Genomic DNA, 15,512 nt, shown 5'->3' with positions numbered 1-15,512 from the left:
CTCCCGCCGCTGGCTACCCGTCACCACCCGGGATGTTCTCTTCGGGCGGGCAGCGCACGTCGTCGCCTCTCAGCCCGTCGCGTGCCATGCGGTTCTGCCGGGGATGGTCGCCGGCTCCGGGGAGAGAGAGGGCGGTCCGGTATTCGTGCCGCGCCTCCGCGCGACGGCCGGCCGCCGCGTACGTGTTACCGAGACGGATGCGGACCTCCATCTCCAGCCATGTGCTCGCGCTCTGCGTGAGGGTGGACAGGGCTTCACGGTGGATGTCGACAGCAGAGTGCAGACTGCCCCGGACATGTTCCGCAGCGGCGAGACGGGACAGGCTCGCCGCGTGCAGTGGCAGGTCTTCGGCCTCGCGGGCCAGTTCGACCGCCCGCCGCAGCAGGTCGGTGGCCTCCGTGTGCCGGCCCAGAGCCAGGTTGGCATCGGCGGCGAAGCACAGGGCGTTGCTGATCGTTCTGGGTCGGCCGTTCCTTTGGGCGATGGCGACGGCGACGGTGTAGTACTCGAGCGCCTGCTCGTGCCGCTCCTGCTGGGATCGGATCGCGCCGAGATTGCAGAGCGCGATCCCGGTCAGCCAGCCGTCGCCGAGCCGGGCCGCCAGCTCCACCGCCTCACTCAGGTGAGCAACCGCGTCCTCGATGGCGCCCAGCATCCACTCCGCGGCCCCCATCCCGGCGACGGTCCGAGCCTGGTTCCGCAGATCGTCGTGGCCGCAGCCATGGCGCCGCGCCTCGGTGAACCAGGTGTGCGCCTGCCGGAACCGCCCCTGGTAGATGTCGACCATTCCCATGCAGTTACGCAGCGAGGAGGACATCCGCCGGTCGGCGGCCATGTCCGCGCACGGCAGCGCAAGCTCCAGCGCTGCACGGCACTCGTGGAACCGAGCCTCGCGGACCAGGTGGTCGACCAGGGCTTCGGCGATCCGGCAGGCGTGGTCGAACTGCCCGGCGGCGGCCGCGTAGGCCACCACGTCGACCAGTTCTCCGCCCGCCGCCTTCAGCCATGCCGATGCTTCCCGCCAAGTCGGGAACGGGGAACCGCCCGTGCCGTCGGAGCCGGTCGAGAAGCCTTCGGGGCCCCAGTCGCTGGCGATGCGGCCTGCGGCCGTATAGAGGTGCAGGACAGCGGCGCGGTCTGCGGCCGCCTCCTCGGGCGCTTCGGTGGCGAGTCGCCGCGCGTGGGCCCGTACGAGATCGTGCAGCCTGTAGCGGCCGGGATGCGGCTGCTGCAGCAAGCTGGCGTCGACCAGGTCTTCCAGGATGGTCTCGGCGTCCTCACGGGAGTTGCTCAGCATGGCGGCGAGGGTCAGCACGTCCAAGCGCGCGGTCGGGGCCAGGCCCAGTGCGCGGAATCCGCGCCGCTGTTCGGGCGTGAGCTGGTCGTACGACATCCTGAAGGCGGCTTCCACGCTGCGGTCCTCGGCACGCAGCTCGCCGAGGCTGCGTGCATCGTCGGACATCCGGCCGGCCAGGAAGGCCAGAGTCCAGGACGGGCGGTTCTGCAGCCGAGCGCTCGCGATGCGCAGCGCCAGGGGCAGTCCGCCGCAACGCCGGGCAAGCTCGAGTGCTGCCCGGGGCTCGTGGTCCGCGCGGAACTCCCCGATGAGCTCTCGGAGCAGGCCGACGGCCTCGTCCGTGCCGAGTGGCTCGAGGGTGAGCCGTAGACCGGCGTCGAGGCCGGCCAGGTGATGCCGGCCTGCGACCAGGACCCGGCTCCCCGGCCCGGCGGGGAGGAGCGGGCGCACCTGCTCGGCACTGCGGGCGTCGTCGACGACCAGCAGCAGGCGTAGTGCACTCGTGGCCGCACGCCAGGCCGTGACCAGGTCCGTCACGTCATCCAGGTCGTCCGGGATCTCGTCACCGCCGGCGCGGACCGCACGCAGCAGCCGCCGCAGGGCACGCTGCGGGCCGAGGCTCTCGTGGGCGGCGCCGTGCGTGTGCAGGTCCACGAACAGGCAGCCGTCGGGGTAGGCGTCGTCGAGCGCCCAGGCGGCGCGTACCACCAGGGCGGTCTTGCCGACGCCCGCCGTGCCGTCGACCGTCACCACGGACACACCCTCTGCGGACACCGGTGCGGTGAGCAGGGCGAGTTCCCGTTCGCGGCCGACCAGACAGGCGGTGTCACCGGGAAGGTCGTTCCGACGGGCGCGGGGGCCGCTCGGATGATCGGATGCGTCGGGGAGGCGCTGCCCGGGCGGGGATTCCTCGGGCCGCGTGTCATGGGGAGTCGGGGTGCCGGACGCGGGCGACCCCGCCGACGGGGTGGGCAGCAGCCGGTGGTCCCGGCGCAGGACTGCCTGGTGCACGCCGCGCAGTTCCTCTCCGGGCTCCGTACCCAGCTCGTCGAGGAGCCGACGCCGCATCTCCTGGTAGACGGCCAGTGCCTCGGCCTGCCGGCCGATGCCGTACAACGCGCGCATCCGCAGGGCGGCGAGCGGCTCGTCGTGCGGACGGGCCAGGGGCGCTGCCATGAGCGCGTCCAGGGCCTCCGGGTAGCGCCCGAGCAGCACCAGACACTCCGCCCGGTCCTGGTGCAGCGTGCGTCGCTGCCGTGCCAGCCGCTGCCGCTCCGCGTCGGCCAGCGGCCCGGGCAGACCCGGCAGCGGCTCGCTGTGGAGCAGGTCCAGGGCCCGGCCGCCGTGGTCGAGCGCCGCGTCGAAGTCACCGTCAGCTTTGGCGCCTCGGGTACGGGCGACCAGTTCGACGAGGTCTTCGAGGTCGGTCCGGGCTCCGCCGGGCACGAAGCGGTAGCCGCCGCGCCCACCGTGAATCACCGAGTGGACCGGCCCGGTGCTCGCCCCGTTCAGCGCCTTGCGAAGCGCATAGACATAGCTCGACAGGACCCGGTGGCCCGTCCCCGGGGGTTCGGTTCCCCACACGTCGTCGAGGAGTTGCCGGTATGTCACGAAGGCCGGTGCCCGCAGAATCAGGGCGGCGAGAACCGCCTGCCGTCGTACCGGTCCGAGCGCGAGCGGTGAGTCGCCGCGTCGGGCCCTGACCGGCCCGAGCAGGTCGATCCGCAGGTGCCCCCTCGCATCGACCGGACTCGCGCCCGAATCCGCTGCGTCCACGCCCACTTCGAAGTCCCCACGTCCCCGTGCGCCCCGTGCCGGGGCAGCTCTCAAGTCCCCGCATCAGCAGGATTTCACCGGCATTTCAGCGCGTCGCGAAAGAGTCTGCCAGGTTGCCTCGGTGCCGACGCCCGGACGGGGGTCGAGCTGCCCCATGGGTCACCGACCGGTCGGGCATCGACGGAAGGGGCAGCCGACAGGCCCTCTCACGGGCGAGGTTGCGGACGGCAACGCCCGGCCGGCACGACATCAAGAGAGAAAGAACACCATGTCGCACATCAATCGCACCCCCGGCACACAGCCCACCCGCCGCGGTGGGCGATGGGAACGCTACCGGGTCGCCCACCCCTTCTCCGCCCAGGACCAGGCGGGCCTGTGGGGCTTGATCCTGGGCGTCATAGCACTCGCCGTCCTGCTCGGCTGGGCACTCGACATGAAGGGCGGCGTGGTCATCGTCGCGGCGGTCCCCTTCATCATCACCTGGTTCGAAAAGCGACGCACCGCGTTCCAGTTCGACGCAGCCGGCGCCCGGTTCGGCCACGTCCTGCTGCCGTGGACGGACGTCACCCAGTTCGTCGTGGCCACTCCGCCGAACGACAGGTTCGCGCTGATCGGCGCACGCCTGCGTCCCGGCGCGACCTTGCCGGCGGGCGCCGTCGGCCCGTCGCGGAACCCGGCCATGCCCGCACCGATCCATGTCGCCGTTCCACGTGCCAAATTCGATCTGGCGAAGATGGTACGCAAGGCGCGCAAGTACGCCCCGTCGCACATCGAGATCGTGGTCGCCGATCCATCCGGTGAACGCGCGGCAGGCTAGGGCCGCCCCATACCCGCCAATCATGAACATGCCACTGTGCCATGAGGAGAGAAAGATCGTGACGTTCCGAGTGCGGCGGGGCGAGGACTGATGCCTCGCTCGCCACAGCCCTGGGACATGCCACCCCCGGAGCAGCGACCGGTGCCGGGCAACCCGTACGCCACGGAGGGCTACGGCCCTCCGGTGCCGCCGGGCCGCCGCAGGCGCTTCGGCACGACACCCGCGATCGCCGCGGCCGTCGTTCTTCTGCTCCTGGTGGCAGGTGGAGCGGTGTACGCCGTCTCCGGCGGCCGGTGGAGCGGCTCCACCGCGCCCGAGGCGGAGAAGGCGGCCCGTCCTTCCGGGACACCGACCGCTCCCCGAACCCCCGCGGTCCGTACACCGGAACCGAAGCGGATCCCGACGTCGAAGGAGATCAACGCCGCGCGCGAGCCGGGGGATGCCACAGCGTGGATCGTCGACGACCGGACCGATCTGCCCGGTCGGAACATTCATCTCAACGATCTGTGGATCGTCGGCGACACCGTCGTCCAGGCGGTGTACAGGAAGGTCACCGCCCACCGGCTCTCGGACGGTGCCGAGCTGTGGAGCGTGCCGTTGCCCGCTCCCGTCTGCGAGACACCGGTCAACCCGACCCCTGACGGCAAGGTCGTCCTGGTGTACAAGAACAGCCAGGCCCGGAACGGGAACCGGTGCAACCAGCTCCAGATGATCGACCTGCGGACCGGTAAGGCCGGGTGGCACAAGGAGCTCACCGAGACCGGCTCCGGGGACGACACGATCGTCGTGCACACCGCCATCAGCGGGGGCACCCTCGCGGTCGTGCAGGACATGAGTGCCGCCGCGTACGGGGTCGGCGACGGCGCCAAGCTCTACGACATCCCGATGGAAGACCCTGGGAAGTGCCACCCCGACGACGTGGCGGGCGGCTCCCGGCTCCTGGTGAGCTCCGACTGCGCGATCAGTTCCGACCGCAGCAGGACCTACAGCCAACTCCGTGAAATCGACCCGCGCACCGGCAAGGTCCCCTGGCGCTTCCGGACCCAGCCGGGCTGGAAGGTCGGCAAGGTCCTCTCCGTCGCCCCTGTCGTCTTCACCACGCTCCACGCCGAGGAACGCACCGACAACTGGCGGGTCGTCGCCCTGGGACCCGGCGGAAAGGTCCGCACCACCATCGACGCGAGGCAGAAGGGCTTCAAGCACTGCGCCGACATGGGGGACGCGGGCGAGGGCATCCAGAACTGCGACGGCACCGCCGTCGGCAAGGACACCGTCCACCTGGGGGGCATCGACCAGGTCGGCGCGTACGACCTCACCACCGGGAAGTTCGTCTGGGGCGTGAAGTCCGATGACAGCACCCTTCACCCCCTGCACGCGGAGGGCGGCACGTCCGCGCTCGTATACGAGGCGGCCTCGCTGCGCCGGCCGGGCGCAATCATCCGGTTCGGCCCAGGCGGCGTGGACACGGACAAACAGGTGCTCCAGCATCCCGCATCGGCCCGGGCCTCGGAGTACGGGATGCTCGCCGGGAACCTGGCCTACGCGAACGGCCGGATCGTCATCACGCCGTCGTTCGTGAACGGCGACGACGCACGGCCCGCAGCCCGCATGCTGTCCTTCGCCCCCGAGGTCCCGTGAACGGGCCTTACGAGCGCTGATGTCCGGCACCGGCACCGTGCCGCGTGCCGGACGCGGGCAGATGATCGACCACCCTGCCGACCCTCATCGACGCGGGACACGTGCGGATCCTCTCGGCGACGGTGTGTCCGGACCGGGGCCGCTGGTTCGTGTCGCTATGGGTCGAACAGAAACACCAGCTGGCGAAGGTCGCCCGGGGAACTGCCGGAAGTGAACGGCCCGCCGTCGTTCGGGGAGGCGGCCGCTGATCGCGCCGAGGAAGGGCTGAGGCTCGACTCGGTGATCAGCGCCTACCACCTGGGCGCGCAGGTGGTGCTCGACACTTTGTCGCCCATGGCGGGGCCGCAGGGCGGCCAGGACGTCCTCACGCTGAACCGGGTGCTCATGCAGTGCCCCCAGCGGGTCACGGTTGTGGGTGTGGGCGGCTACTTCCAGGAACGGCAGGCGGCGTTCGGCGTCGAGATCCTGGCCGGGGCCGTTACCAAAGCCGTGCAGAGCCAGCAGGTCGGCCGTCAGGGATGGCCCCTCGATCCACCGATCAAGGCGCCATCCCTGACGGCCGTTCATCTAATCGGTGGTGAATTGCGCGGGTTCGGGCCTTCGGCCGAGCGGGGGCGACGAGCAACGGTGCAGCCCTCGGGCCCACTCCTGATGCGGTGAGGCGCAAGGGGACGCCCATGCCGGCCCTCCCCCCGTGACGATGGTCCGGTCCGCATGGCCGCAGCCGGAGAGGTCCGGAGGGTTGAGACTTCCGATTGGAGCGTCATCCGACCGTCCTCCTCTGTCCGGATCATCCCCGAGTACTGCTTCACCGACGGGGGACAGTTCATCGCCCCTTACGACCACATCGACTATCTCGACAACGGACGCGAGGACATGCAGCTAGGCGGAAACCTACCGGTAGCGGTCGACCTGACCACCGGGTCCTGCCGCTTCATCGACTGGGAGGAGGCGGACGCCTTCATGGAACGCAACCTGCTCTGAACAGGAGCCGCCCCGAGCACGCACGGCGGGCCTCGCCGGAAGCACCCTGGCGAGGCCCGCTCTCGTGGGTTCAACATCAGGAATCAAGGCCCGCCGATGAAGTAGGGCCGGGATCCGCCGCCGCTGGGAAGTGCAGCGGCACCCCCCTACCGGAGTCCCTTGCCCTGTACCAGTGGCCCGGTCCGCACGGCCCAGCCGGAGAGGTCCGTGAGGTCGAGACTCCCGACCTGCCTGCTGAAATCGCAGGGCAAAGGGCTACGAGGGCCAAGTCGTGCGCTTGACCCGCCGCATAAAGGCAATCAGGTCGATCCACCCACCCGAACCACAAAGTGGCAGGTCAGGCACCCTTGTCCGCAGGCTCAAGGATCGCGACGCACTCCACATGGCGGGTCATCGAAAAGATGTCGGCCTGAGGTCGTGATGGAAAAGACCAGGTCAGAGACCATTTCTCAGCTCGTCGTCCTGCGTGTGGCTGCCTGGAGCGTCAAACGAGCGTCATGGCTGACAGCCGGCGAACAGGCCGCCGAAGCCATGCCACCCATCGGGTCCGCCCCCGCCTGCTCCGGACGCCAACTCACCTGTCGTGCCCCGCACCATCTGTCCGAACAACATCACGGGCCATGCCAGCCAGCCGACGACACCCCGCACCCGTACGGAGGAACTCCGCGGAGAGCAGGCGCCTGTGGGTAGCGGCCAGATGAGCCGATCCCGTCAGCACCCTGCCGTCGATGGTGATCCTCGGTGCGTCCGGCCCTGTCCTCGGCGGCCTCGCGCCGGCCCGCGGGGCAGTCACCGACCGCCCGGTCGAGGGCGTCATCAACGACAGTTGCCGGCACCCGGCCGATCATGGTCCGCGAAGCCACAGCGCCACTAGAAGCTCCACTCCCGCACGTCGACAACAAGCGAGGTCCGCGAACGAGGCGCACTTCCACTCCCTCACCAGTCGCCACAATCACGCCAGTCTCCGAACAGGAACCCAGGGTTGGCCGGCTGCTCTCCGGGTGTTCAACTACCGCCCCCAGGACAGGAAGGCGTGTTCACGCCAATCGCCCATCATGGGGCGGCTGGTTGACCCTGCGACCAGGGGACACTCCGGGCGCCGTTCGGTGCGACACGTCGGGATCCAGCCCTATCCACGGCCGTGCGTTAGTTCGATCCGCTTTTGGATCAAGCATCACCCCGACCATGTTCACGACTTACTCACGGGTGATGCACTGTGCGCACACAAGCGCGAGGACTCCTCACAACACTCCTGACTCTGGCTCTCCTGGCCGTGGCGGGGGTCATCCCCTCCTGGGCATCCCCCGGAGGCCAACAGACCTCCATCCCCCCATCGGCTGCCGTACGGACGGCCGCGGCGAGAACCGCTTCGGACCTCCCGAAGCCGCCCAAGGCCATGACGCTGGCCGAGAGACGCCAGCAGGTGAAGCGCGACCGGGGCGAGCTGTCGCCCATGCACAACTACATCGACCCGCGCGCAGAAAAGCCGACCGGCACACCGCACCCCCGTCCCACCGAACCCGCCGACCGGGGCCCGGCCGCCGGCAAGTCGGCCTCGCCCTTCGGCGCGCAGGCAACAGGCAATCCGACATGGGTCAGCGCGTACGCCACCGCCTACCCGGCGATGCTGTCGATCGGCGGGCAACTGCAGTTGCCCGCGGGTATGGCCGCGTCCAAGGTGTCCGGGATGTGGCTCTACGTCCGCGACGAGGCGGGGAACTACGTCCACCAGCAGGAGATCAAGCGCACCACCGGTGACCCTTCGGGCCGCTACCTCGACAACGGCGCCTGGTGCTACGGGTGGTGGCCGAGCAACGCCTACCCCGCCGACCAGTGCTTCTGGTGGAGCGGCAGCACGCTCGGGGGGCATCTCGAGGACGGCAAGAAGTACTACGCCTGGATCTTCCTCACCGGCACGGACGGGTCTTCGAGTCCGGGCGGAACCACCTCGCCGCTGGTGGAAGCGTTCTACACACCTGACATTCCCGGAGCGCAGGCGGGCATCTGCACCTGCTACGCGCAGGCTCACCGTGCAGACCCGGTCAACACGGCGACCGGCATGTTCTTCGAGCAGCTCACGGACGCGTCCCTGGTCGGCCCAGGTGTGCCACTGGCCCTGGAACGCACGTACCGATCCGACTCGACCACGGCGGGCCTGCTGGGCCGTGGCTGGGCGACACCGTTCGACTCGAAGCTCACCGTCGCAACGGGAAAGGTCACCTACCGAGCGGACGACGGGGCGTCGTTCGTGTTCATTCAGAACAGCGACGGAACGTACAAAGCTCCGGCCGGGTCTGCGGCCAAGCTGGTCAAGGGCACCAGTGACTACATCCTGACCACGCCCGACCACACCAAGCGGACCTTCACCAGCGGTGGTCAGCTCGTTTCAGTCGTGGACAAGGCAGGAAAGGGGCTGAACCTGACGTACGTGTCCGGCAAGCTCGCCTCCGTCAAGGACGCCGCCGGACGCACGACGACCTTCACGGTCGGCACGGACGGGCTCCTGACCAAGGTGGCCCTGCCGGACACGACGTCGGTGTCCTACGGCTACACCGGTGGTCTGCTGACCTCGGTGACCGACCCCGCCGGAAAGACCTCTTCCTACACGTATGACGCGAACAAGCGGCTGTCGTCCTACACCGACCCCGCAGGCGGCAAGGTCAGCAACACCTACGACACCGCGGGCCGGATCACTTCCCAGACCGACCAGAACACCAAGACGACCACCTTCACCTGGGACGGCCGTCGCGAGTCGCACACCACGGCGCCCGACGGCGGCGTGTGGACCGACGTGTACTCCGGCAACGTCCTCATGTCGACCATCGACCCGTACGGCAAGAGCATCACCTACGACTACGACCGCAATCTGCGGCCCGTGGGCATCACAGACCAGCGCGGCAACACCACGTCGATGACGTACGACAGCGCCGGCCGCATGCTCACGCGCAGTTCGCCGTCGGGGCTCGTCTACAAGGAGATCTGGACGTACGACTCCTCGGGCAACATCACCAGCCATACCGACGGCCGCGGCAACAAGACGGCCTACGCGTACAACACGTCCAACCAGCTGACGACCACCACCGACCCGCTCGGCGGCACCACCGTCTACACGTACACGACGCTCGGCGCCATCCAGACGGTGAAGACGCCGCGGGGCAAGGTCACCACGTACGGCTACGACACAGCCGGGAACCGCACGTCGGTGACCACGCCCCTGGGTGAGAAGGCGACGTTCACCTACGACGCGGCCGGGCGGATCCTGACGAAGACGGACCCGCGTGGCAACGCCACCAGCGCCGACCCCACCGCCTACACGACGACGTACGCCTACGACGGGCGAGGGCTGCTCAGCTCGGCCACCGACCCGCTGGACCGCACCACGACCTACACCTACAACGGTGCGGAACAGCTCCTCACCGCGAAGAACCCCGACGGCGACACCACTGCATTCGCCTACGACGACGCCGGGCACCTGACCCGAACGACAGACCCGGCGGGCAAGTTCATCACCCGCACCTACAGCGCCGCCGGACACCTCGCCTCCGAGACGGACGCCGCCGGCAACAAGACCACCTACACCTACGACAAGGTGGGACGCCTGCTCACCAGCGTCTCCCCGCGCGGCAACGTCACAGGAAACGACCCGGCCGCCCACACCACGAACTACGCCTACGACGCCGCAGGCAACAACACCAAGGTCACCGGCCCCACCGGCGCGTTCACCACCACGACCTACGACGCGATCAACAGGCCACTGGTGAACACCGACCAGCTGGGCCACACCACCGGCTACACGTACGACGCCAACGACAACGTCACCAAGGTCACCGACGCCGCGGGCAAGACGACCCTCTCCGTCTACGACAAGAACAACCAGCTGACCAGCAGCACCAACCAGCTGAGCAAGACCACCACCTACACCTACGACGCCGACGGGCACCTGCTCAGCAACACTTCGCCCCTGGGCAACAAAGAGAGCTGGACCTACGACGACGACGGCCGCCAGGCCACCGCCGTCGACCCACGGGGCAACGTCACCGGCGCCTCCCCCACCCAGTACACCACCACCTACGACTACGACCCGGCGGGCAATCCGACCGCCGTCACCGACCCGCTCGGCAACGTGACCAGAACCGAGTACGACGCCGTCGGCAACGTCACCCGGAGCACGGACGCCGACCAACGCGCCACCACCTACAGCTACAACAAGCTCGACCAGCTGACCACCGTCACCGCCCCCGGCGGCGCGGCCACCACCTACGACTACGACACGGTCGGCAACATGACCGGTCGCACCGACGCCAACAGCCACGTCACCACTTACGGTTACGACGCGGCGCACCGCCTGACGTCGGTCACCGACCCGCTGGACCGGGCGACGACGTACGCGTACGACGCGGACAGCAACCCGGTCAAGGTGACGACGCCCCGCGGCTCCACCACCCGAACGTACGACGCCCGCGGCCTGGCCACCAAGATCGACTACTCGGACTCCACGCCGGACGTCACCCTCGGCTACGACGACGCCGGACAGATGACCGCCCGCGCCAACGCGAAGATCTCCGAGGACTTCGTCTACAACGTGGTCGGCGACCTCACCAAGACCCGCGGCTTCGCCTACACCTACGACGCCGCCGGGCAGATGCTCACCCGCAAGTACTCCGACGGCAACACCATCGGCTACACCTACGACAACGACGGCCGCACCGCCACGATGACGGCCGACGGTGCCACCACCACCTACACCTCGGACGCTGCCGGCAACCTCACCAAGACAGCGCTGCCCAACACGGAGACAGAGGAGCGCACCTACGACCGGGCGGGCCGCGTCACCGCCGTCACCTCCGCCAAGGCGGGCACGACGGTCACCAGGACCGCACTGACCCTGTCGGCGGCCGGCCTGCCCACCCGCGTCGACGTCACCCGGGCCGGAGTCGGCACCGGCGGCTACGACCAGACCTACGACACCGCGGGCCGCCTCACCTCCGGCTGCTACCCCCAGCCCTGGATCACCGGCTGCGCCGCCACCCGCACCACGTCCTACACCTACGACAAGGTCGGCAACCGCCTGACCTCCACCCTCGGCGCGACGTCCACCAGTTACGCCTACGACGACGCCGACCAGCTCACCTCCACCACCGCCGGTGCCACCACCACCGCGTACGAGTACGACGCGGAAGGCAACCAGACAAAGGCCGGCGCCAACACCTTCACCTACGACCTGGCCGGACAGATCTCCGCCGCCACCGTGGCAGGTGCCACCTACGCCTACGACCACGACGCCAGTGGCAACCAGGTCGCGACGCTCAAGGACGGCGCGGTCACCAGCCGCACCCAGTGGGACCCCAACGCCCCCCTGCCGATCCTCGCCACCGAGTACGACAGCGCCTGGACCGTCAAGCAGTCGTACCGCTACGACCCCCTCGGCCAGCCCGCAGCCACCAAAACCGGCACGGGCGCGGTCTTCTACTACCACCACGACACCCAGGGCTCCCCGCTCGACGTCACCAGCAGCACAGGCACCCTCCACCAGCGCTGGGCCTACGACCCCTACGGCACCCGCGTCCTGGGCACCGTCACCGGAGGCGCACCCTCAAGCACCCCCACCTACACCGGCGCCCGCTACGAAACAACCACCGGCAACATCGACCTCCACGCCCGCCAATACACCCCGGCCACCGGCCGCTTCACCAGCACCGACCCGGCGCCCCGAGGCGCCTCAACCCCCTACATGTCCCCGTACGCCTACGCCGACAACCAGCCCACCCTGCTCACCGACCCCAGCGGTCTCACCCCCGAAGACCCCAACAGCCCAGGAGCGATCCTCGGCGACTTCGGCTCGGGCTTCCTCCAGGGGCTGAAGGCACCCTTCCAGTTCCTCGGAGACGCCTACGACGCCGTCACCGGCCAGAACGGCGGCGCCGGCGCCTTCCTCGACAAGTACCTCCCCGTCCGCCCCGCCTACCGCCTCTACCGCGCCGAGTACATGCTCCGCCAACAAGGCTGCGACGCACTCGCCGACCTCTACGCCGAAGCAGCCGACGAACTCACCCAACAGCTCGCCGTCACCGGACTCGGCGGACTGACCGGGTGGCGGCGAAGTGTGTACGAGACCGAGACGTCCATCATGAAATCTGGGGGTCTGGGGCCGAAGCGCGGCAAGCTCGACCTCAGTGCCAAGGCGTTCAACGACGCCGAAGGGCGCATCGCCGAACTCCTCGTGTCCGAGGGCAAGAACGTGAAGGCACTCAAGGAATCGACCGTGCCAGGAGTGAGGACCGCCGACTCCGAAGTGAACGGGGTGCCGACGGAGTTCAAGAGCTTGGTTCCGGGAGCCGCCGCAAACACGGTGAAGAACCAGTTGAACTCGGCGAAGGGCCAGGCCAGGCATGCCATCATCGACGCACGCGCGAGCGGACTGAGTGAGTCAGCGGCACAAGAGGGGCTGGGTAAGTTCCTGCGCAACAATCCGCCCGGACGGATGGACTTCATCCGCATAGTCGGCGACGGCTACGACATCACCTACCCCTGAGGGAGCTGAACTGTGACCTCCCACCACAGCATCTTCATCCACCCCGGTCACCCTGTGGAAGCCCTCGTCGCAGACGTAGCGCTGGCTTGTGGCGGGAGGCTGCGGCGCGCCGTGAACGTGCCCGCGGATTACGTCGCAAGCCTGAGCGACGCAACACTTGAACTAGAAATGGAGCATGAGTACGAGGAGGACAAAGGCATCCCGTTCGAGCGCTACCAAGTTGTTCTGACTGTGCGGGAATCCAACAGCTCGATGGAGCAGGAAGCAGTCATCTCCCGACAGATCTTCCACGAACTCGCGACTCTGCGGCGGTACTGGCTGGTTCTCGTCTTCGACCTCCAGACAGTCATCGGCACGGCTGCTCCGCCTGGCCAGAGCGCATTCCCGTCTGCCAGAAAAGAATAACGGGGGCGGGGATGGATGGCAGTGCACTGCCATCCATCCCCGCAGAGGGAAATCGTCATACTCACCAGCACCCGTCCTGCCGCTGTTACCAACCAGCGGCAGGTATCCCTGCCCACCCGGAGACCGCTCTTTGACCGACCTCAGCTGTCTGCACCGCGGGACCCGAAAGCCCCGAGACCGGCCCGGGAAGACCTCGGCAACGGCTCAGGACAAAGGCCCACGTGTAGCCCAGTGAACGGTCGTGGGCTGCAGGGACCCCTGGGTCTTTTCTGGGACTTTCGCCGGCATCAACGTGCACGCGCAGGAGACATCTGAAAGATAGTCGACGCAGGTCAACGCTCTACAACCGCGCATCGTCGCAGGTCATGGAAGTGCGCGGTGTCTTCCGGGACAACTGACCATCGAGAGCCGGCAGCTCTGCGCAGAGCGTCGCCCGCCCTCGGCGCCCCATCGATATACGCCACCCCCAGAGGGCCTGACCTGCCCAACAGGCCGCCTGACGCTCCATCAGAACGAGCGTCAAATGAGCGTCAAGATGCCTCGGAGAGCGTCATTTCAGCGTCAAGATATCGCCCGTAACGCCCACAGTGCACATAACGCACATCGCCTAAACCTGTAGGTCAGGCGCCCTTTGCGACGGGTTCCAGGATCGCCACGCACTCCACGTGGTGCGTCATCGGGAACAGGTCGAACGCCCGCAGCGTCCGCACCTTGTACCCCCCGTCCCGGAAGTAAGCGATGTCCCGAGCCAGCGCCGCCGGGTCGCAGGCCACGTACGCGATCCGGCGCGCGCCCAGCGCGACCAGTTGCTTGACCGTGGCCTTGCCCGCGCCCGCCCGCGGCGGGTCCAGGACGATCAGGTCGCACTCCGTGATGCCCGTGCGCGGCAGCACCTGGTCGACCTTGCCGTGTTCGATGCGGACCCGGTCCAGGTCCTTCAGGTTGTGCCGGGCGTCCTCGACGGCGCGCTTGCCGGACTCGATGCCCAGCACCGCGCCCTTCTCGCCGATGCGCTGGCCGATGGCGCCGGCGAAGAGGCCGACGCCGGAGTAGAGGTCGAGCGCCATGTCGTTCTTGCGGGGCAGCAGGCCCTGCATGACCGCGCGGACCAGGGTGTCGGCCGCCTGGGGGTGCACCTGCCAGAAGCCGCCCGAGCCGACGCGGTACGTGCGGTCGTCGGCGCGCTCGCGGACGAAGGCGCGGCCGTGGACGCGGTGGACGCCGCCGTCCTTCTCCTCGACGCGGAGGACGGAGACCGGCTTGTCCAGCTCCACGAGCGGCAGCCGGCCGCCCTCCCGCGGGGTCAGGATGACCTGGCGGTCGTGGGAACCGGTGGCGGCGATGGCCTCCACCGTGGCCATCTGCGGCCAGTCCTGCTTCTCGACGCCGAGCTCGGACACGCCGGGGGCGGCGATCATGCAGTGGTCGATCGGCTGGACCTCGTGCGAGCGGTGCTTGCGCAGTCCGGCCAGACCGTCCTGGTCGATCGCGTACTGGACGCGGGTGCGCCAGGCCGGGACCTGGCCCGGCGGGAGCTTGTCGCCCTCGGCCGGCATGACCGTGCCGTCCCAGCCGGCCTCCTCGGGCGTGAGGCCGGCGAGGCGCTGGAGCTGCTCGGTGATCACTTCGCCCTTGAGGCGGCGCTGGGCGCCGGGCTTGGCGTGCTGCCAGTCGCAGCCACCGCACTTGCCGGGGCCGGCGTAGGGGCAGGGGGCCTCGACCCGGTCCTTGGAGGCCTCGATGACCGTGACCGCGTCGGCGCGCAGGAAGCGTGAGTCGCTCTCGCCCTCGGTGACCCGGGCGACGACCTTCTCGCCGGGGAGGGTGTGGCGCACGAAGAGGACCTGGCCCTCGTCGGTGCGGGCGATGCAGTGGCCGCCGTGGGCGACGGGGCCGACCTCGACCTCGTACTCCCGGCCGACGAGCGACTCCGCGCCCTGCTGCTCCCCGGTCTGCGACGAGGTGGATTCGTTCTGCATGAGGGGGTGGCTCCAGAGATCAAGGGGAAGGACGAGCGGCGGACGGCGAAGCGGCCGGACAACAACCTACGAGTCTACGTGGGT

8 protein-coding genes are annotated in these 15,512 nt (G+C 69.0%); 6 read left to right on the top strand and 2 right to left on the bottom strand.

Going from position 1 to position 15,512, the window contains the following annotated elements; all coding sequences use genetic code 11:
• Window positions 1-13: 13 nt before the first annotated feature.
• Window positions 14-3,073: an AfsR/SARP family transcriptional regulator gene (locus ACHFIV_RS07595; protein ID WP_398964919.1), complete on the bottom strand. Its 3,060-nt coding sequence runs from the start codon at window positions 3,071-3,073 to the stop codon at window positions 14-16.
• 268 nt (window positions 3,074-3,341) lie between these two features.
• Between ACHFIV_RS07595 and ACHFIV_RS07590 the strand changes: the two genes are divergently transcribed.
• The 6 genes from ACHFIV_RS07590 (at window position 3,342) to ACHFIV_RS07565 (ending at window position 13,449) form a co-directional block, all read left to right on the top strand.
• A complete protein-coding gene (locus ACHFIV_RS07590; protein WP_398964917.1) occupies window positions 3,342-3,890 on the top strand; it encodes a hypothetical protein in 549 nt (182 codons plus the stop codon).
• A gap of 90 nt (window positions 3,891-3,980) precedes the next feature.
• Window positions 3,981-5,528 (top strand): outer membrane protein assembly factor BamB family protein, encoded by a 1,548-nt coding sequence (locus ACHFIV_RS07585; RefSeq protein WP_398964916.1) that lies wholly within the window; start codon window positions 3,981-3,983, stop codon window positions 5,526-5,528.
• A gap of 210 nt (window positions 5,529-5,738) precedes the next feature.
• Window positions 5,739-6,188: a hypothetical protein gene (locus ACHFIV_RS07580; protein ID WP_398964914.1), complete on the top strand. Its 450-nt coding sequence runs from the start codon at window positions 5,739-5,741 to the stop codon at window positions 6,186-6,188.
• Between the two features lie 54 nt (window positions 6,189-6,242).
• Window positions 6,243-6,512, top strand: coding sequence for a hypothetical protein (locus tag ACHFIV_RS07575; RefSeq protein ID WP_398964912.1), 270 nt, complete (start codon window positions 6,243-6,245; stop codon window positions 6,510-6,512).
• A gap of 1,396 nt (window positions 6,513-7,908) precedes the next feature.
• Window positions 7,909-13,044 carry a DUF6531 domain-containing protein gene (locus tag ACHFIV_RS07570; protein WP_398964911.1) on the top strand — a complete coding sequence of 1,712 codons (5,136 nt, stop codon included), beginning with the start codon at window positions 7,909-7,911 and terminating at the stop codon, window positions 13,042-13,044.
• A 12-nt stretch (window positions 13,045-13,056) separates the two neighbouring features.
• A complete protein-coding gene (locus tag ACHFIV_RS07565) occupies window positions 13,057-13,449 on the top strand; it encodes a hypothetical protein (RefSeq protein ID WP_014153392.1) in 393 nt (130 codons plus the stop codon).
• Window positions 13,450-14,069: 620 nt separating this feature from the next.
• Here the strand turns inward: ACHFIV_RS07565 and ACHFIV_RS07560 are convergent.
• Window positions 14,070-15,428 carry a class I SAM-dependent RNA methyltransferase gene (locus ACHFIV_RS07560; protein ID WP_398964910.1) on the bottom strand — a complete coding sequence of 453 codons (1,359 nt, stop codon included), beginning with the start codon at window positions 15,426-15,428 and terminating at the stop codon, window positions 14,070-14,072.
• Window positions 15,429-15,512 lie beyond the last annotated feature (84 nt).

Origin of the sequence: Streptomyces sp. ALB3 (assembly GCF_044385685.1) — a bacterium.
In the GTDB taxonomy this organism is placed as follows: domain Bacteria; phylum Actinomycetota; class Actinomycetes; order Streptomycetales; family Streptomycetaceae; genus Streptomyces.
Note: the sequence above shows the minus strand (reverse complement) of the source record. Positions and strands in the feature narration are given on the sequence as shown.